This is a genomic window from Porphyromonas loveana, from assembly GCF_003096695.1.
Classification (GTDB): Bacteria; Bacteroidota; Bacteroidia; order Bacteroidales; family Porphyromonadaceae; genus Porphyromonas; species Porphyromonas loveana.
On sequence record NZ_QEKY01000015.1, the window covers coordinates 1 to 18,244 of the forward strand.

General features: G+C 52.3%; 14 protein-coding genes and 1 pseudogene. All 15 read right to left on the minus strand.

All coding sequences use genetic code 11. From position 1 onward, the window contains the following. Positions 1-523: pseudogene (locus tag C7382_RS08190) on the minus strand (hypothetical protein); the annotation flags it as partial. A gap of 101 nt (positions 524-624) precedes the next feature. Further along, positions 625-2,424, minus strand: coding sequence for a translational GTPase TypA (gene typA / locus C7382_RS08195; RefSeq protein ID WP_116679802.1), 1,800 nt, complete (start codon positions 2,422-2,424; stop codon positions 625-627). 580 nt (positions 2,425-3,004) lie between these two features. After that, positions 3,005-4,279: an MgtC/SapB family protein gene (locus tag C7382_RS08200; RefSeq protein ID WP_116679803.1), complete on the minus strand. Its 1,275-nt coding sequence runs from the start codon at positions 4,277-4,279 to the stop codon at positions 3,005-3,007. A gap of 141 nt (positions 4,280-4,420) precedes the next feature. Continuing rightward, complete coding sequence (locus C7382_RS08205) at positions 4,421-6,568, minus strand: peptidylprolyl isomerase (protein ID WP_116679804.1); 2,148 nt, start codon at positions 6,566-6,568, stop codon at positions 4,421-4,423. Between the two features lie 106 nt (positions 6,569-6,674). Beyond that, the gene (locus C7382_RS08210) at positions 6,675-7,928 is read right to left on the minus strand and encodes a hemolysin family protein (RefSeq protein ID WP_116679805.1); all 1,254 of its coding nucleotides are present in this window, start codon (positions 7,926-7,928) and stop codon (positions 6,675-6,677) included. Between the two features lie 25 nt (positions 7,929-7,953). Further along, positions 7,954-8,604 (minus strand): LPS export ABC transporter periplasmic protein LptC, encoded by a 651-nt coding sequence (gene lptC, locus C7382_RS08215; RefSeq protein WP_116679806.1) that lies wholly within the window; start codon positions 8,602-8,604, stop codon positions 7,954-7,956. A gap of 30 nt (positions 8,605-8,634) precedes the next feature. Beyond that, on the minus strand, positions 8,635-9,987 hold the full coding sequence (locus C7382_RS08220; RefSeq protein WP_116679807.1) for a tetratricopeptide repeat protein: 1,353 nt from the start codon (positions 9,985-9,987) through the stop codon (positions 8,635-8,637). Between the two features lie 39 nt (positions 9,988-10,026). Next, positions 10,027-11,331 (minus strand): hypothetical protein, encoded by a 1,305-nt coding sequence (locus C7382_RS08225; RefSeq protein ID WP_116679808.1) that lies wholly within the window; start codon positions 11,329-11,331, stop codon positions 10,027-10,029. Continuing rightward, the gene (locus C7382_RS08230) at positions 11,324-12,058 is read right to left on the minus strand and encodes a type III pantothenate kinase (protein ID WP_116679809.1); all 735 of its coding nucleotides are present in this window, start codon (positions 12,056-12,058) and stop codon (positions 11,324-11,326) included. Before C7382_RS08230 ends, C7382_RS08225 begins: the two co-directional genes overlap by 8 nt. Positions 12,059-12,457: 399 nt before the next feature. Next, positions 12,458-13,801: a lytic transglycosylase domain-containing protein gene (locus C7382_RS08235; protein ID WP_116679810.1), complete on the minus strand. Its 1,344-nt coding sequence runs from the start codon at positions 13,799-13,801 to the stop codon at positions 12,458-12,460. A 14-nt stretch (positions 13,802-13,815) separates the two neighbouring features. Next, the gene (locus tag C7382_RS08240) at positions 13,816-14,523 is read right to left on the minus strand and encodes a DUF5683 domain-containing protein (RefSeq protein ID WP_116679811.1); all 708 of its coding nucleotides are present in this window, start codon (positions 14,521-14,523) and stop codon (positions 13,816-13,818) included. An 18-nt stretch (positions 14,524-14,541) separates the two neighbouring features. After that, positions 14,542-15,408, minus strand: coding sequence for a ParB/RepB/Spo0J family partition protein (locus C7382_RS08245; RefSeq protein ID WP_116679812.1), 867 nt, complete (start codon positions 15,406-15,408; stop codon positions 14,542-14,544). 5 nt (positions 15,409-15,413) lie between these two features. Further along, complete coding sequence (locus C7382_RS08250) at positions 15,414-16,190, minus strand: ParA family protein (protein WP_116679813.1); 777 nt, start codon at positions 16,188-16,190, stop codon at positions 15,414-15,416. Between the two features lie 131 nt (positions 16,191-16,321). Further along, positions 16,322-17,200 (minus strand): carbon-nitrogen hydrolase, encoded by an 879-nt coding sequence (locus C7382_RS08255; RefSeq protein WP_116679814.1) that lies wholly within the window; start codon positions 17,198-17,200, stop codon positions 16,322-16,324. 13 nt (positions 17,201-17,213) lie between these two features. Beyond that, positions 17,214-18,239: an agmatine deiminase family protein gene (locus C7382_RS08260; protein ID WP_116679845.1), complete on the minus strand. Its 1,026-nt coding sequence runs from the start codon at positions 18,237-18,239 to the stop codon at positions 17,214-17,216. Positions 18,240-18,244 lie beyond the last annotated feature (5 nt).

Sequence of the window (18,244 nt, forward strand, 5' to 3'; positions counted from 1 at the left end):
CCAGAATAGAAGAAGCTACCTCGCCGTTAATTTCCATTGTGAACTCACCTCCGTTTTCGGCCAAAGTAAAGTCCACAGTCCCTTCAGCCGCTTTTTCCAAACGTTCTTTGAGAGCCTTCAGAATCTTGGCATCTCCGGAGGTCGGTCCGAAAGCTAATGACCCGTACGTAGTCGTTTTGGTACGGTCAATCAGACCTCCGGGGTAGCCTGTTATGCCGAAAATGTTTGTGAGAGCGGCGGTCAGCTTTTTTGCCTCGGGGAATTGTTGGGTGATGAAGTCGTTATGGTGGATATAGCTGACGATTACACGGGCCTGGTCTGCTTCGGGGAGTTGCTTGATGGCTCTTTCAACAAAGAACTTTCCGAGAGGGCACCAGCCACACCATTCTCCTGTAAATACTTCCACAACGGTGTTGCGGGGGTATGAATCGGCACGATTGTTATCTGCCGTTTGTGCAAGTGCACTAAGTCCCAAGAGGGATACTCCGGCGACAACGAGTGCTAATCGAGAAAAGAATTTCATCTTGGTTTATTTTTTTATAGGTGAAACAATTTGTTTGCCTTTATCGTTTTTCGGTCGCCAAAGTACGGCGATAATTTGAAACATGCAAATCTTTTGCTTTGTTATCGTCCTTGACGTTTGCGTTCTGTTTCGTCGAGGATGATTTTACGCATGCGCATGTTCTTGGGCGTTATCTCCACATATTCATCGTATTTGATGTATTCCAGCGCATCTTCGAGGCTGAAGACTACGGGCGGAGCCAGTGATACTTTGTCGTCGCTGCCGGAGGCTCGCATATTGGTGAGCTTCTTGCTCTTGCACACATTGACGCAGAGGTCGCCTTCTTTGGTGTGCTCTCCTACCACCTGGCCGGCATAAACCTCTTCTTGCGGAGAGATGAAGAAACGGCCGCGGCTCTGCAGGTTGTTGAGGGCATAGGCATAGGCCGTCCCGCTTTCGAGGGCGATGATGGAACCGTTATTGCGGCGTTCGATCTCTCCCTTCCACGGTTGGAAGTCGAGGAAGCGATGGGCTATGACGGCTTCTCCGGCAGATGCCGTGAGCACGGCGTTGTTCAGCCCGATGATGCCTCGTGAGGGGATGTGGAATTCGAGGAAAACGCGCTCGTTCTTGTTGTCCATCATCACCATCTCTCCCTTGCGTCGGGTAACGATGTCGATGATGCGGCTGGAGCATTCCTCCGGCAGATTGATGGTGAGGAGCTCGATGGGTTCGCACTTCTGGCCGTCTATCTCCTTGATGATGACCTGTGGCTGGCCTACCTGTAGCTCGTATCCTTCGCGACGCATGGTTTCGATGAGGACGGAGAGGTGCAGGACGCCGCGGCCATAGACGATCCAACTGTCGGCGTTGTCCGTCGTCTCCACGCGCAGTGCCAGGTTCTTGTCCAGCTCTCGCATCAGACGGTCGTGGATGTGACGGCTGGTGACGAACTTGCCTTCTTTGCCGTAGAAGGGCGAATTGTTGATGGTGAAGAGCATGCTCATCGTGGGTTCGTCGACGGCGATGGCCTGTAGGGCTTCGGGATTGTTGGCATCGGCAATCGTCTCTCCGATCTCAAACTCTTCCAATCCGATGATGGCGCAGATGTCTCCTGCGTCCACCTGGTCAGTCTTGGCACGCCCCAGTCCTTCGAATGTATTCAGCTCTTTGATGCGTTGCTTCTGCATCGTGCCATCACGCTTGCACAGCATGATGTCCTGCCCCTCGCGTAGTGTGCCTCGATGTACGCGCCCCACGGCGATGCGACCGACGTAGGAGGTGAAGTCGAGCGAGGTGATGAGCATCTGTGTGGCGCCATTGAGCTGTTCAGGAGCGGGGATGTATTGGACGATGGCATCGAGCAACGGGGTAATGTCCTCTGTGGGGTGGTTGTAGTCCGTGCTCATCCATCCTTGCTTGGCAGAGCCGTATATGGTGGGGAAGTCGAGCTGATCTTCCGAAGCGTCGAGGCTGTACATGAGGTCAAATACCATGTCCTGTACCTCGCTGGGGCGGCAGTTGAGCTTGTCTACCTTGTTAATGACGACGATGGGCTTGAGTCCCATCTCGATCGCCTTCTGCAGTACAAATCGGGTCTGAGGCATCGGGCCTTCGAAGGCATCGACAAGCAAGAGACAGCCGTCGGCCATGTTGAGCACACGCTCTACTTCCCCGCCGAAGTCGGCGTGTCCCGGGGTGTCGATGATGTTGATTTTGCATCCCTTGTAGCGTATGCTCACGTTCTTGGACAGGATGGTGATCCCGCGCTCACGTTCCAGATCGTTATTGTCAAGGTAGGTATCTACTTCGGCCGCCTTGTCGTCTCTGAAAAGTTTACCGGCTAATAGCATCTTGTCCACGAGTGTCGTCTTGCCGTGGTCTACGTGGGCAATGATGGCAATGTTCCTGATGTCCTGCATTTTCTTTTGTCTAAATAATGGGGACAAAGGTAGTAAAACGGGCTGTTTCTCGTGCGATGAGGACGGAAAACTACAGGAGAATCCCTATCTGAGGTCTTCTTCTCAGCGATAAGTGCTCTCGCAGTTAGGCGAAGAGTATTTCATTCTCTGGTGACTCCAAGTTTGAAAGTGTATTGAAAGCTGTCGAGAACAAAGAATGTAGCTGACTACATAGAAAAAACCAATACAGCATCATCTTTTTTAACGTACTGCTTGGTGTCGGAAGCAGTGAGGCGTGCTTTGCGAAATTATGAGCTAATAACGGCCGGAATATGGCGCCGAAAACAGAGAAAAAGTTGCGCCAAAATTTTTTCGATTTGGCGCCAAATCTCGTTGGAAATGGTGCCAAAATATTTTCTTTTTGGCGTGAGTTTTTTCGATGTTCTGTGCAGATTGGAGATTGTAACACATCAGCATACTTTTTTACAAGAGGGGAATTGTAGGTCTATCCCATTGTAAAAGAGAAGAGGACGAGCCAAAGTTTTCTTTTTGACACGCCCTCTATGGTGTAGCTTTCCGTCCTTATGCGGCTCAAATGCAATCAGAGAAGATAGAGCAACAGGATGACTGCCACGTTGAGCGCAATCACAATACCAAAGCCTCGCCAGGTCCATTTGGTTGTTTCGACTGTGCTCCAAAGTCTGGCATAGGCACACTTGAGGATGTTGTTGCTGACCATCACTTGCATGGTGGCGATGAGCACCATGGTCGATGTGATGCTGTAGTGCCCTTGAAAGAGGTTGAGCAGGAATGGCGTAATGTCCGTGAAGCCCACGATAAAGGAGAGGGCTGTGAGTCCTGCGGCTCCGAACTGCGTGACCATGAACTGCGTTACGGCCGAAAAGAGCAGATAGAGTCCTGCGAAGACCACGGCTACTTTGAATTCCAACGGGTTGCTGTTAGAGAAGGCTGCCGTCTTATCGCCATGGACTTTCTCTCCCCGCTTATAGAGGAAGTAGCCCGTCGTCATGGACACAAGGAAGAGTAGCAGGAAATAGAGCCACGAAGCGAGAGCCAAGTCGCGATTGAAGATGAAGAGCAAAACATAGACGCGGAAGTACATCATGGCCGAGGCGATGATGATGGCTCCGGCATACATCTGCGGGCTGTACTTCTTCTCTTTGCTTTGCTTGGCGAGGATGATGGTTGTGACCATACTGCTGTACAGACCACCCAATATGCCAGAGAGGATGAGACTTGCCTTGGGGAACATATAGCGGCGGAGGAGGTAGCTGAAGTATGACACGGCGGAGACCACCACGACAGCGAGCCAGATCCGGTAGGGCGATACGGGTATCATCGGAGAAAGATCTTCATTCGGCAGAGACGGCAGCACGATGAAAGCGATGGTGATGAACTTCGCCAAAGTGATAAACTCCGTCTCGCTCACCTGTGCACTCAGATTTTGTAGCGGCTTCTTGATCTCTGCCAAGATCAGGACTACGACGAATATCAAGAGAGATATCCACAGCGGTGAGCGATCGATGAGTAGCGGGAAGGTATAGACGAGCAAGCCGAGCATGACGGTGGTGAGTCCGTATTGGCCATCCTCGCGTATTCGCATCAGGTAGAAGATCATCATGAAACAGGCAATGACGACAAAGCCGATCAGAAACGGCCATAGCTGATCCTTCGAAGGAAGCAAGAGTACATAGCCCAATAGGCCGAAGAAGGTGAACGTGCGATCGGTTCCGAATACTTTCTTGTCCGTATTCGCGATGCTTTGCTTGTGCTGCTCCATGCCCAAGCTAAAGGAGAAAAGCAGTACGAGGACGAAATTGATAACTTCTTTGGGGATAGATGACCAGAGTTCCATGTCGTTCAATAATGATTTCTTCCCAAAGGTAAATAATTCTCCTGCGTAACTCCTTTTTATAATAAAGAAGCCCCGCTCCAAAAAGGAGCGGGGCTTCTCAGTATTTCGTCCGTCAGTAGGGGTGTTCCCCTCTGAGATGATTTAGTAGAAACGAGCGCGGTTATCCGTTACCGGCACGAGATCAAGCATCTTGCGGAATGCGCGATAAGCTGTTTGCTGACCGAGAGCACGACGTTTTTGTGCGCGCTGTGCTTCCAAACTCTGACCGGCTGCCTTATCCGTTTCGCTCAACGGCTTCACTACCATGACGTAGTTGCGAGCAGCAAATGGTTCTGACAGTTGCGAGATGGGAGTCACCATAGAATAACCGGCCAGCTCAGCAGCTTGTGAACCGGTAGGCATAAAGCTAACGCCTACGAGCGTGTCAACTTTTGAGCTCATGGCGGTGGCATAGGCATCGAGGTCATTCAGTTTCTTGGCTTTGAGGTCAGCAACTAACTTTTCTCCTTGTTTCTTGATACGCACTTGTTCGGTGATCTGATCTTTCAGCATAGCCATCGGACGGTATCCGGACGGCACCTGATCCTTGACAGCGGCAATCACCAGATTGTTTGTGCCACAACGGAAGATCTTGTCGTGTACTTCGTCTTTCTTGGCTTTGAGTGCCCAGCTGACGATCTCGCGAGAAGAAGTAATGTCGCTAAGACGATCGGAGAAAACTGACACCTCAGCATTTTCTTCTACGATCAGACCCTTTTTACGAGCCTGCTCAGCCATTTTGGCAAATGTGCTACCGGAATTGAGGAGTTCGGTCAATTCTGCATATTTCTTGTTGTATGTTTCGTCTGAGAAACTGGCATCAACCCCAATGTAAGCGATTCGGTATTTGTCAACCATACCCTTAGCATTGAACGCCTTGGCGAGGAAAACAACTTGATTCTGATTCACCTTGATAACCTTATTAGCCGGAACTTTAAACAGAGTGTCCAGACGCATCTGCTGGGCCATGGCTTCCGTTACTGCGCTGTCGGGCATCTGAGTGAACTGATTGGGGAATACAAGTACACCGCCAGTCTCGCGAGAGGAGGGATCTGCACTGTACTTGCGGGCAGCTGCTGCGAAGTCACCGCCTGCATTCAATGCGTCGCAAATACTGTCAGCCTTTGCCAGATTGGTAGAGTCCAGAGCGATAATCGCAATGTTCATGGATTCAGGAGCTGACTTCTTGGCCATAAGCTTAACCAAAGAGTAGTGATTGTTCTCCAATATGGGAGTGTTCACTTCGCCGATGGCAGCTGTTTTGATGAATTCTGTGATGCTGGCACCGAGATTCATGCGGTCGAGTTCGGTAGGCGTCAAGAACGAAGGTGCAACGAACTTCTCAGAGTAGTTACGTGCAAGTGCTTCCATATCGTTCTGTTGCAGCATCTCTGTGCGAGTCTTTTGCATCTCAGTTTCAGCGGAAGCCAGGTCCTGTGCACTGGGTACTACCTGTGCCCTGATGTATTGAACGATCGTAGAGGGATATTTCTGTACGAAGAACTCTTTGTGTTCGTCGTAGTATTTTTTCACCTCTTCGTCCGTCGCCTTGATATTGGCGTCGCCAATTACAGATATGGGAGCCTGTACAAGTGCAATTTCGCGATTAGGTACTCCGGATTCATACTTGGCGTCAATGTCGTTGATGGCGTATGACCTTGTCAGCAATGCAGCGAGCTTTTCTTGCAAACGAGTGTCCTTGATTTGCTTTTCCACGTTCCGCCATTCGTTTTGGATGGCATATACATAACTTTGCTGATCGGCCGGCAGCGTTTTGATTTGCTTGTCGCTGATCTGATTGAGGAAGTCGTTTACGGCAACCTTGTCCGTGCTGTTGATGCCGTATTGAGAAAGAAATTGCTGAGCGATCATCGAAGGTTGAACGCCGTCGCCGATGATCAGAGCCAAAAGCTCGTCTGCACTCACTGCAAGTCCCAACTTGCCGGCTTCTTGTTCGAGCACATAGTCTTGGATATACTGCTGTGCCAGTTGGTTGTTGATTGCTGCTCGTTGTTCATCGGTCATCTGAGTACCGTTGCGCTCAGCGAGGGTCTCCATTTCGTGGAGTCGCTGTTGATAGTCATAGATCTTGATCTTCTCCCCGTCAATGTCCAGAACTACTTCCTGGCTTTGGCGGAAGAAGGTCGATCCTGAACGGAGGAAGTCGCCGATAATAAAGGCAAAAAGAGCCAGACCCACCACTACGATGAGCAAACCGGCTTTGCCTCTGATTTTCTCTAATGTCGCCATCTTGTTATTATGTTTTCAATTTAATATGCACTGTTATGAGAGTCTTTATCAAGGCACAAAGATACAAAGCAGCATCAAAATGCCAAGTCTTTCAATTAATAGTTTTCTAATTTGGTGGATCGTTGATGATCATTTTCACTAATTCGATCTTGGTGGAGGAGGATCTGAGTATGGTAAAAGTATATTCTCCTATCTCTACCACTTCTTTTGTGTGAGGGATGCTCTGATGTGTATTGAGGATGAACCCTGCTACGGTGAGATAGTCGTCAGATTCAGGCAGGGAGAGACCGAACCGTTCGTTTACATCGTCAATTTCCATGCGGCCACTGAGCAGATAAGTGTGCTCGTCGATCTGCTTGGCGGTGGTTTTACGGGTATCGTGTTCGTCCTCGATGTCCCCGAATATCTCTTCCACCAAATCCTCTAAAGTAACCATGCCGGCTGTTCCGCCCAGCTCGTCAATAACAATGGCAATGCTCTTTTTGCGTTGCATGAGCAGTCGCATAAGCTTATTGGCATACATGCTTTCGGGGACGAAGACAGTCGGGTTGATGCGCTTTTGCCAGTCTTTGCCCCGAAACATTTCGCTTGAATGGATGTAGCCTACCACATCATCAATACTCTGTCTGTAAATAACAATCTTGGATAATCCTGTATCAATAAATGTTTTTTTGAGGACATCAATGTCGGTGGTGGTCTCGCAGGCAATCATCTCGTTGCGCGGAATCATACAGTCACGTACTTGAATGCTTGAGAAGTCCAATGCATTTTGGATAATTTTTACTTCGGTGGTCAGGTCGTTCTGTTCCTTCTCCAATGGCATATTCTCTGCCAAATAATGATCTAAGTCCACGCGCCCCAATACCATTGTCGAGGGGACGTAGCCCTTGTCCACCAGACGGATGAAGAAACGGGACAGGCCCGTGAAGAGTGTGGACAGCGGGTAGAGAAGATAATAGACCGCTGCGATGGGAATGGCGAATATGCGCATCATCATGTTCGCATTGGTCTTGAATATGGTTTTTGGCAGAAATTCGCCCGTCAAGAGAATGATAATCGTCGAGATAACGGACTGTGCGGTGACGATCATGGCATCGTTGTCGAACCAATGCATCAAAGGTGCTTCCAAGAGTCCCGCCATGAGTAGGCCATAGACTACCAAGACAATGTTGTTGCCGACGAGTAGCGTCGTGACCAATTGGTCAGGATGGCGGTATAATACCCCCAAAGCTCTGCCACGTAAGCCCCCTTTGTTGCGATCCAGCTCCAGACGTAATTTGTCGGCAGAGAGAAAAGCAATCTCTCCGCCGGAGAAGAATCCGGATAGTAATAGTACAATTAGTATGTAGAGATATTCCATCGTCAGTCTGAGGATAGTGTAGAGGTCATTGGCGCAGAGTGGTGGCTGTAGTAGTGGCTACAGGTATGCTGTCGTGAGTCTGACCGTCTTCGTCCGCCACAAAGTAGTCGCCCGAGTGATTGAATATGGAGTATCGGCTCATGTCCTGTGTAGCGCTGAAAGAGGTTCCGCGTAATATCTTGTCCGGACTTTGGATGTATACCGTGTCGTCGGAGTAAACGATCGCATTCCGTTTGTCCCAAATAAAACGGGGCGAATGAAAGTTCTCGTTATTCATGTTGCGGATATGTGCGTGCCCGATGAGAATGAAGAGATCCTCGTTGGTCATATAGTATGCTGTGTCGGCAGTGATGGTGGCCAAAATGTGGTTGAGCGTGTCGAATCGCTCAACATAGATGCCGTTGGGGAAAAACCAATGGGGAGTGGCTCCCTTGTCGTATATATACCAGTCTTTGGCTTTCATCCGGAACTGTACGAGTCCGGAATCAGAGATGAGTGTATTGACGTCCGTCGTGTGCATGGTGTAGGCCGAGTCGAGATTGAGGTCATGCTTGCCTACCTCTGTCTTGCTTCGGCGGCAGCTTGCCGTAGAGAGGATATAAAAGAACACAACAACTGCTCCGGAAAGAAGCAGTGTTGTGTTCTTGATTGTTCTTGATCGTCGATCGGAGCTCATGCGCAAACGAATTTGCGTGCTCGGGAGGGATTAGCGAATGACTGTTGATTCGCCGATCCAACCACCGATATAGAGGCTCTTGCCTTTCTCCAAATCCGGATGCATGAACACGTCGGCAGGAGAGGGGAAGTTGCGGCTGTATTGTCCGATCAGACGGTTGGCTCTGGGAGCACAAGAGGGGTCGATCGTCTTGGCACGCTGTAGTTTGTCCACTGCCAGATAGTATACGCAACGAGCCTTGATGGCATCGCCCGGGAAGATTGAGTTGGCTGTAGCTGCATACATCTGAGCGATGAGGATGAGTGCGTCGCCCATAGAGGCATCTTCGGCCAAAGCCTTGTTGCAATATGTGCGAGCCGATGCGTAGCGACCCTGTCTCATCTCGAGCAGACCGAGCGTGTAGTTGCAGGCGGCACGGTCGCGAGCACTCTTGCTCAGACTGATAGCCTGTTGGAGGTACTTGCTGGCTTCGTCGTAGCGGTTGCTCTCCATCGCTTCCTTGGCCAGACCCATGGCTGCCGTTGCAGAAGGTTGTACGGCAAAGAGGTACTTACTGGCTTGGAAGTAAAGTGAATGATTCTCACAGTCAGAGGCGTGGAACATGCCGAGCATATTCTTCAAGAAGGTCGTATCCGTCTTGTTAGCTTCCAACTTGTCGCCATACATACGCACCAGAGTCTCGCAGTCAGCCAGACCACTGAGTGCGAAGAGTTCGTCAGTCTGTGTCTTGAGTGGCTGGATTTCTTCTTTGGCAGCATCATCGGCCGTGGCAAGTTGCTTGTCCAATGCTTCGGTTACATAGGTGTAGTCCTTCACATAGTTGTCGTGCCATGCTTCGTCCTTGATTGCTTTGTTCAGAGAAGAGTAACCCAGATAGAAGAGCGCACGGGGAGTGGCGTTCTGTCCGTATTGGTCAATGGCAGGTTTGATCCATGAGTATATCTTGTTGTAGTCCGTCTGGTCACCCATGTATCGCATATAGTCCGATACCTTGCTGGCCATGATGAAGTCCAGTCCGTACTTGGGATCGTCTCCGAAATACTTGGCGCGGTCGTCGTATAGCTTCAAAAGCATGTCGAGCGCTTCCTGACGCTTGGCGGGATCTTGTTCGTTCTGTAGGCGCCACTCGGCTATCCGCACTCCATAGATGTATATGTTCTTGGTCGATGCGGGGCATTCCTCGTAGGCTTTGAGCCAGAAGTCATAGGCTTCTTGAAAATTGCCGGAACGGGCATGTGTGGAGAAGAGGCTGATGTTCTGGCGGCAACGGATGCTGTCTTCACCACTGCCGAAAGGCGTATTTGTTTGGGCTCCGGTCTGAGCATAGACAGAACCCGCAGAGAAGAGCAAGGCTACTGTGACAAACAAATTTCTTGTATTCATTTCTTCTTTATTGTTTTAGGTGTTTAACATTATCTTGGTTTAGTTCACTTTCAGCTTCTTGAACCACGATTCGTTGAACGTGAGTCCGAGGGTCAGCTTCAGGGCGTTCTCCGTTACCATGCCACTCTTGGGGATCAATCGGTCGTATTCGAGCGAGATATTGAGGAACGAGCGTCTGTCATTGAGCGGAATACCCATGCCTACAATGGCTCCAACGATGTTGTATCCTTTGAATGCATTGCCCTTCGTAGGTACTTTCATGTACGAATTCTCTCCATGTAGTCCGAAGCGGTAGCGTACTTTTTTCCACATACCCACGCCGTTCACATCCGGAATAATCTCTCCACCGAGAGCCAATCTGAAGCGATCTTGGTATTCGCATTCCGATTTGTAGAACTTGGCATCTGACCACTTACTATATTGGAGGTCAGCTCCGAGCAGAAGTTTATTGGTTTGGGTGTAGGATACACCGAACCCGAATACGTCCGGTAGTGAGTAGTAGTCTGTCCCTTTGAGGTGTTCTTGTGTTTCGCTTTCGACGATTACAGCTCCTTGTACTTGGTTTTTGAGTCGTGTGTAGTCGCTGTGCAGCTTCACGCTCGGGCTATAGACGGCCCCGAACACGAGCGAACGCTCCTTGCCCAGTGAGAGGTCATATTGCAGACCGAAGTCGAACTTGGGTGCTTTGAGCTGTAGGATGTTCACATGTACAGGATTGTAAGGGGCTTCCGTCGTGAAGATAACCTGCCTGCTATGCGTGAAACGTCCGAAGAGAAAGGATGCATTGGCTCCGATGGACAGGTTTTTGATCGGGTTCACTCCGATGCCGAGGTAGAGTTCGTTCAGATTGCCCGAACCCAAATACTTACGGGTGTACTCCGTAGTGCCGCCATCGACTTGTGCAACGGAACCAAACTGATAGCCCGCAGCCGAATAGGGGAGTATCCCTGCACTCATGCCCAAAGACTTGCCCAGAGGGAAAAGCAAAGTGATGTATTCGAGATTGCCCATAGTCCTGTTGTCGCTCTTTCCTCCTTCTGCGTACCAAGTGACGCCCGAAGAGGCGGCGAGGTCGAAGATGAAGGTCATCGAGTCGACGGCTGAGTATGAGGCCGGATTGGCCGCATTGATGTAAGATCCGTGGCGCAAACCGATGCCCAACCCTCCCATGGAGTGGCCGGCTATGGTAGCACGATCGCCCAGACGCCCAAGCCCGAAGCGGGTGTAGGGTGACTCGGTGAAGTTGTTGTTCTGAGCCTGCATGCTGCCTGCTGCTAACAGCAACACAGCGAGCAGTGCGCCCCAATGACGTAGTGCGCACAAACCTTTGTGACCTTTATACATTATGCTCTAAAATTCTATTTAAGCCCAAAAGTACTAAATCGGTATGAATTAGTGTTCGGCTTTGTAATATCTGTGCCAAATAGTTGGCATTTCCTCCGGTCATTATAACGCGTGCTTGTTCCGTTTTAGCGTGTAGGGTACTGATATATCCGTCGATCTCATGGGCCAATCCTCGTATTACGCCGGCGACGATGGCTTCTTCTGTTGTGCCGCCATAGAGGGGTATTTCTTGCGAGAGGCTTGGCTGCTCGACGAGGGGGAGCCTGCCGGTAAAGTGGTGTAGGGCCTTGAAGCGGAGCTGTATGCCCGGTGCTATGTTGCCTCCGAGGTAGGTGCCGTCGGCCGCTATGTGTTCGTAGGTGATGGCAGTGCCGGCATCAATGACCAGTAGTTCGCAGTTCGGATATAGGCTGTGTGCCCCCACGGCTGCTGCCAGACGGTCGGCACCGAGCGTACGCCGATCATATGCCACTCGTATGGGTACGGGTGTGTCCTGCCCCATGAAGACAACGTTCGTGGCGGAGCGCATCACGACAGTTTCGGCCACGGCATCGCGTTGCCCTACCGAGGCGTATATGGCTCCGTCGAACTGCTGTCCGCCGATGAGCTGTTCCAAGGCTTCTCCGGCTGTGCTCGACAGCAGGGAAATGTTCTCGATGGCGTGATCACGAACGAGAGCGACCTTACAAGTTGTATTGCCTTGATCAACGATCAGGTGGTAGGACATGAGATCTTGAGTTCTGCTTTATTCTGCAGGAAGATTAGGCTCTGCAGGCGGACAAAGTTAGTCCATTCCGCGGGACAAAACAGAGGTGTTGCCGACAACGCTCGTGCCAAACGACTCTGATGTGCTGTCGAGAAGCTGCGATATAGCGGTTTGTAGAGAAGGGTTTTCGGGTGAAAATTTGCCGAAAACATGCGCCAAAATCCGTGAAAATACGCGCCAAAAATTTTTCGACTTGGCGCCAAAATTTTTTGAAAATGGCGTCATTTTCAAAATAAATACACGCCATGTTTTTCGGTGCGATGCGTTACAAATTTATCGGGCATAATTGGCAAGGAACGAAAAAAGAGACAGAGCTGCAAAGAATACTTGCTGCGCTGTCTCTTGATGTTGGGAGGATGCCTATTTTCTCCTCTTACGAGATTTCCGCTTGGAGGAGGCTTTGCTTTTCTTGGATCCGGACGAACCTTTGGTGATTTTGAGCTTTTGTCCCACTTTGAGTGTGGTGGATTTGATGCCGTTGGCTTTCTTCACCGCTGTGACGGTGGTGCCGTAACGTCTGGCGATGGAGGAGAGTGTCTCATTTCGCTTGACTGTGTGGTAAATGGTAGTTCGGCCAGAGCCTTCTGAGCGTCCCCCGCCGCGTTCGGGCGAATCAGCCACGGTGACTTCCAGATCAGGCGAATAGAGAGAGTCGCGCACCTTGTCCAATTGCTTGATGGCTCCGATGGGGAGACGTAGTTGGCAGGGCTGCGTATTGCCGGGTATGACTTTTCTCCTGTATTGCGGATTGAGTAGGTTGAGCTCATCTTGGCTGACGTTCGTGAGCTGGCGGATGCGATCGAAGCTGACTTGCTGTGTGAGCATGATGGTGTCAGTGGCCAAAGGTACGCCCACTTCGCTCGCACAGATCCGATGCTCTACGTGGTAGTGCATGGCGTAGTAAGCCCCGATGAAGAGGGGAATGTAGTTGCGCGTTTCGCGTGGGAGGTAGGGATATATCTGCCAAAAGTCGGTCTTGCCACCGGATTGGCGGATGGCTTTGTTCACGTTGCCGAGGCCACAATTGTAGGCTGCGATGCAGAGGAGCCAGTCATGATAGATATTGTACATATCCTTGAAGTAGCGGCAAGCAGCTTCGGTACTCTTCTGAATGTCGAGACGTTCGTCCACGAGGCTGTTGATCGTGAGCCCGTATATTTTACCTGTGGCGAGCATGAACTGCCAGATGCCTGCCGCGCCGGCAGGAGATACTGCCGTAGGATTGAGGGCGGACTCGACAATGGTCAGGTACTTGAGTTCGATCGGGAGATTGTGTCGGTCCAGTGTCTCTTCGATGAGGGGGAAGTAGAGATCGGCCAGTGAGAGCATATAGCGTACGAGTCGGCGACGCTCCTCGGTATATAGCTTGATGCACTGCTTGACAGCGGGGTTGAACTGCATGGGTATTGCCGTCGGAAGGGCAGAGAGCCTTTTGAGATAGACAGTGTCCGAGGTGTGCGGACTTACATCGGCATCGGTGCAGGGGACAGCTCCGCGCTTCGTCTTGGTGGAATATCCTTTGTGCCAAGTGCGAAGGAGTCGCTCCAGGTCATTGTCCAACGCGGTGGACGGGAGCAGATTGCGGGCTGCATTGCGCAGTTCTTGTGCGGAGTCCGGAGCCAAATTACTGTCGGCAGCATGCAGCGGCCGGCTCCCGAGGAGCATCAGCAAGATGGCAATTATGATGGTGAGATAGTATTTCATCCGAAGTAAGTGGATCAGAAGGTGAAACCACAGCTAACCCCATAACGGAAAAGGCCGGACTTGTCGTCTGTGCCCAACGTAGGGGTAACGTGCAAAGAGAGGTCGGGGGAGATGTTGAAGTCGAATAGCTCGGCATCGACATAGGAGTCGAGCATCGTCAGGAAATAGACGCCTATGGTGATGATGACACTCAGGTCCCGATTGCGACGATAGTAATCCATGCCGCGCTTGAGACGGGAGCGCAGCTGCTCGCTATTGACGTAGTCGGCAGGATCGGCACCATAGGGGAGGAAGTTGTGCCAGGCCGTATGAGTGGGATCGCCGCCCATGAAGTCGGCATAGGCGTTGCGATACTCGGTGTAGGTCTTGTTGTTCCAGAGGATGGCATAGGCGCATCCGGTGAATGCACCCCACACGATGGGGAGCTTCCAGTACTTCTTGTTGTAGATCTGTCCCGCCCCGGGCAGGAGAGCCGAGTAGAGTAGGGCGCGGGAGGAGCTGGGTTTCCACTCCTTTCGGCTTTGGAGTTTGGGCAGAGGTTGCGTAGCGGCAGGCAGAGGAGGCGTCTCTATGCGGAGCGTATCGGGCAGCTTGTCCGTCACGGAGTCGGCAGCATGAATGGCGTGACTGCCGATACTATCGGGCGTCACCTCCTGTGCCTTGGCCGATGACAGGCATAGGCACAGTAATAAAAGAGCGATTCTCCAACGACTTCCGATCATACGCAATGGCTGGAGGGGTTAGCGAATACGTTCGAGTAATCCCATGATGCGCTCAAGCTCTTCTTCTGATTCGAACGGGATGGTGAGTTTGCCTTTGCCTTTGTCGTTGCAGTCGAGCTTGACAGTGGTCTGGAAGAATCTGGAGAGTTGTCCCGTCAGCAGGCGGAATTCTTCCGAAAGAGGCTGCCTGCTTTTCTTGGATTTGGCGGCGGAGCTTCCCTCGTCGCGGTAGCGGGCAGCCAAACTCTCGACAGCACGGACGCTGAGTCCCTGGCGAATGATCTCGGCGTATAGCGCCAACTGATGTTCGGGATCGGGGATACTCAGCAGAGCGCGGGCATGTCCCATGTCGATCTTCTTCTGGGTAAGACCTATCTGTATCTCGGCAGGGAGCTTGAGGAGGCGGAGGTAGTTGCTGATGGTCGTGCGCTTCTTACCTACGCGTGTGCTCAGTTCTTCCTGTGTGAGGTTGTTCACCTCGATGAGCTTCTGGTAGGCAAGGGATATTTCTATGGCGTTGAGATCCTCACGTTGGATGTTCTCGATCAGTGCCATCTCCATGACATGTTCGTCCTCTTCCGTCTTGATGTAGGCGGGAAGGGAGGTCATGCCGGCTATCTGTGCTGCGCGCCAACGGCGTTCTCCGGAGATAATCATATAGTCGTTGGCGGACTTCTTCAGTAGGGTGATGGGCTGTACCAAGCCGATCGAACGGAGAGAAGCGGCCAATTCTTTGAGCGATTCCTCCTCGAAGGTTTGGCGGGGTTGTTCGGGATTGGGGTGTATCTCGTTTATGGCTACTTCGCTGATGGATGACGAGCCGATGACTTCGGCATCGAGTAGCGTGTCGAGACCGCGACCGAGTGTTTTCTTGTTCTGCTTCATGAGGATTAGACGCTTTTCTGCTTATGCTTTTTGATTAGTTCCGCGGCCAATTGCATGTGATTGACTGCTCCGCGGCTGTCGGCATCGTATAGCAATGCGGGGATACCGTGGCTGGGTGCTTCGCTGAGCTTGATATTGCGCTGGATGACAGTATCGAATACCAGGTCGCGGAAGTGACGTTTGACCTCCTCGTATATCTGGTTGGCCAGGCGCAGACGACTGTCGTACATGGTCAGGAGGAAACCTTCTATCTCGAGAGAGGGATTGAGTTTGCTCTTGATGATGCGGATCGTATTGAGCAGCTTGCTGATGCCTTCGAGGGCGAAGTATTCGCACTGTACGGGGATGATGACGGAATGTGCGGCCACGAGCGAATTGACGGTGATGAGCCCCAGCGAGGGCGAACAGTCGATGAGGACGTAGTCGTATCGGTCGGCAAAGCTGCGCAGGAGGTTGTACATTACCTTCTCACGGTTGGGTAAGTTGAGCATCTCTATCTCGGCACCGACGAGATCGATGTGCGAGGGGATGATGTCCAACCCGTCCACCGGCGTGGACTGTACGGCCTCGGCGACGGGCAGATTGCACACGAGGCATTCGTAGATGGTGTTCTGCAATGAGGCGATGTCCACGCCAAGACCGGAAGATGCGTTGGCCTGGGGATCGGCGTCAACGACCAGTACTTTCTTTTCCAGCGTGGCAAGGGACGCGGCCAAGTTGATGGTCGTTGTGGTCTTTCCCACGCCACCTTTCTGATTGGCTAAAGCGATAATTTTACCCATATCTCAAGAATATCTGTGTGCCAAAACTACTTAAATCCGATTTACTAACGTGACACATGCGTGGAACATTGTGCCACAACTGTTGATAACTGCCCGTAATTGTTGATAATCTGTAGGAGACGTCCGTATTTTCATCCCAGAAGGAAACGTTCGGTGAGCCCGTCGAAGGCGTCGATGCGGCGATCTCTGAAGAACGGCCACCAGCGACGCACCTGTTCGGTGCGGGCTTTGTCTATTTCGACGACGGCTTCGGCTTCCTCTGTTGTGCTCAGGGAGACGAGTAGTTCGCCCTGCGGCCCCGTGGCGAAGCTCGTGCCCCAGAAGGAGATTCCTCCCGTCCGGCCGGATGGGTCGGGTTCGTGTCCCACTCTGTTGACGGCGATGACGGGGAGCCCGTTGGCGACGGCATGCCCTCGTTGGACGAGTTGCCACGCGTCGCGCTGGCGGAGTTGTTCGGCCGCTATGTCGGTACTTTCGGTGCCGATGGCCGTGGGGTATATCAATATGTCGGCCCCTCGCATGGCCATCAGCCGGGCAGCTTCGGGATACCACTGGTCCCAACATACCAATACGCCGAGGCAGCCGACAGAGGTTTGGATGGGGACGAAGCCGAGATCGCCCGGGGTGAAATAGAACTTTTCGTAATAAGCCGGGTCGTCGGGGATGTGCATCTTGCGGTATTTGCCTGCGATGGAGCCGTCTTTTTCGAGGACGACAGCCGTGTTGTGATAGAGGCCAGGGGCACGACGCTCGAAGAGGGAGAGCACGAGGACCACGCCGCATTCGCGGGCGATCGCCCCGAAGAAATCGGTGCTGTGACCGGGGATCGGTTCGGCCTGATCGAAGACATCGACGTCTTCCGTCTGGCAGAAGTACAGGCCGTTGTGCAGTTCCTGCAGGACGATTAGCTCCGCTCCGTCGAGGGCGACCCGGCGGATCTTCGTGGCGAGCCTTTGCATATTGGAGGCGATGTCGCCGCCATTGGCTTGTTGGATGAGACCTACTTTCATGAGGAGTGATGTATTAGCGGATGAAACCTTGGGGATATTGCATTGTGACGCAGTGCAGACTGCCGTGTTGTTTGATGAGGGGGCGGCAGTCGATGCCGATGATCGCACGGTCGGGGAATAGTCCCTGCATCACGTCGAGAGCCGCGGCATCACGTTCGCTCGCATAGGTGGGGACGAGTACCGCGCCGTTGATGATGAGGAAGTTGGCATAGGTGGCGGGGAGTCGTTCGTCTCCTTCGTACACGGCTTCGGCCATGGGGAGCGGTACGAGCGTGTAGGGATCGCCGTTGGCTTGGCGGAACGATTTCAGTTCCTCCTCCATGGCAGCAAGCGCGGGGTGATGCGGATCGGTCGCGTCGTCGCAGCGGACATAAGTAATGGTATGGGGATTGACAAAGCGAGCCAACGTGTCGATGTGCCCGTCTGTGTCGTCGCCCGCCAAGTGTCCGTGCCGGAGAGAGAGCACGCGATCGACGCCGAGCGACACCTTCAGGCGGTCGATAATGGCTGTCCTGCTCAGGCCGGCATTCCGATTGCGCTCGAATATGCAGCTGTCTGTCGTGAGGAGCGTGCCCGCTCCGTCGGTCTCCAGCGCACCGCCTTCGAGGACGAAGGATAGCTCGTTGCGGAGGGAAACATCCGCGGCGAAAGCTCCACGGCCGTGTAGTTCGCGCGTGATACAATTGTCGTAATTGGCGGCAAACTTCTGTCCCCAGCCGTTGAACGTGAAGTCGGCCACCGTCGGACGACCATCTCTCAGCAGGGAGATGCCCCCGTGGTCGCGCGCCCATGTGTCGTTGGACGGGATGTCGAAGCACGTGAGTCGGTGATGCAGCTCCGTAGGCAGCAGGCGGAAGATCCGTTCGCTGTCGGGGGCAACGACGATAAGCCGCTCGTGGCGGAGCACGGCGGTGGCGATCCGGACGAAGCAGGTTTCCACTTCATCGAGCATATAGGCCCAGTCGGACTGAGCGTGAGGCCAGGTCAATTGTACTGCCTCTTGTGGTGCCCATTCGGGCAGGAAGAGCGTTTGTGTCATCTTAA

Bases quoted from the DNA above. Each gene is read 5' to 3' on its own strand.
- typA (WP_116679802.1), bottom strand. From the start codon at position 2,424: ATGCAGGACATCAGGAACATTGCCATCATTGCCCACGTAGACCACGGC.
- C7382_RS08245 (WP_116679812.1), bottom strand. From the start codon at position 15,408: ATGAAGCAGAACAAGAAAACACTCGGTCGCGGTCTCGACACGCTACTC.
- lptC (WP_116679806.1), bottom strand. From the start codon at position 8,604: ATGAGCTCCGATCGACGATCAAGAACAATCAAGAACACAACACTGCTT.
- C7382_RS08260 (WP_116679845.1), bottom strand. From the start codon at position 18,239: ATGACACAAACGCTCTTCCTGCCCGAATGGGCACCACAAGAGGCAGTA.
- C7382_RS08235 (WP_116679810.1), bottom strand. From the start codon at position 13,801: ATGAAATACTATCTCACCATCATAATTGCCATCTTGCTGATGCTCCTC.
- C7382_RS08250 (WP_116679813.1), bottom strand. From the start codon at position 16,190: ATGGGTAAAATTATCGCTTTAGCCAATCAGAAAGGTGGCGTGGGAAAG.
- C7382_RS08240 (WP_116679811.1), bottom strand. From the start codon at position 14,523: ATGATCGGAAGTCGTTGGAGAATCGCTCTTTTATTACTGTGCCTATGC.
- C7382_RS08205 (WP_116679804.1), bottom strand. From the start codon at position 6,568: ATGGCGACATTAGAGAAAATCAGAGGCAAAGCCGGTTTGCTCATCGTA.
- C7382_RS08255 (WP_116679814.1), bottom strand. From the start codon at position 17,200: ATGAAAGTAGGTCTCATCCAACAAGCCAATGGCGGCGACATCGCCTCC.
- C7382_RS08220 (WP_116679807.1), bottom strand. From the start codon at position 9,987: ATGAATACAAGAAATTTGTTTGTCACAGTAGCCTTGCTCTTCTCTGCG.
- C7382_RS08230 (WP_116679809.1), bottom strand. From the start codon at position 12,058: ATGTCCTACCACCTGATCGTTGATCAAGGCAATACAACTTGTAAGGTC.
- C7382_RS08210 (WP_116679805.1), bottom strand. From the start codon at position 7,928: ATGGAATATCTCTACATACTAATTGTACTATTACTATCCGGATTCTTC.
- C7382_RS08225 (WP_116679808.1), bottom strand. From the start codon at position 11,331: ATGTATAAAGGTCACAAAGGTTTGTGCGCACTACGTCATTGGGGCGCA.
- C7382_RS08200 (WP_116679803.1), bottom strand. From the start codon at position 4,279: ATGGAACTCTGGTCATCTATCCCCAAAGAAGTTATCAATTTCGTCCTC.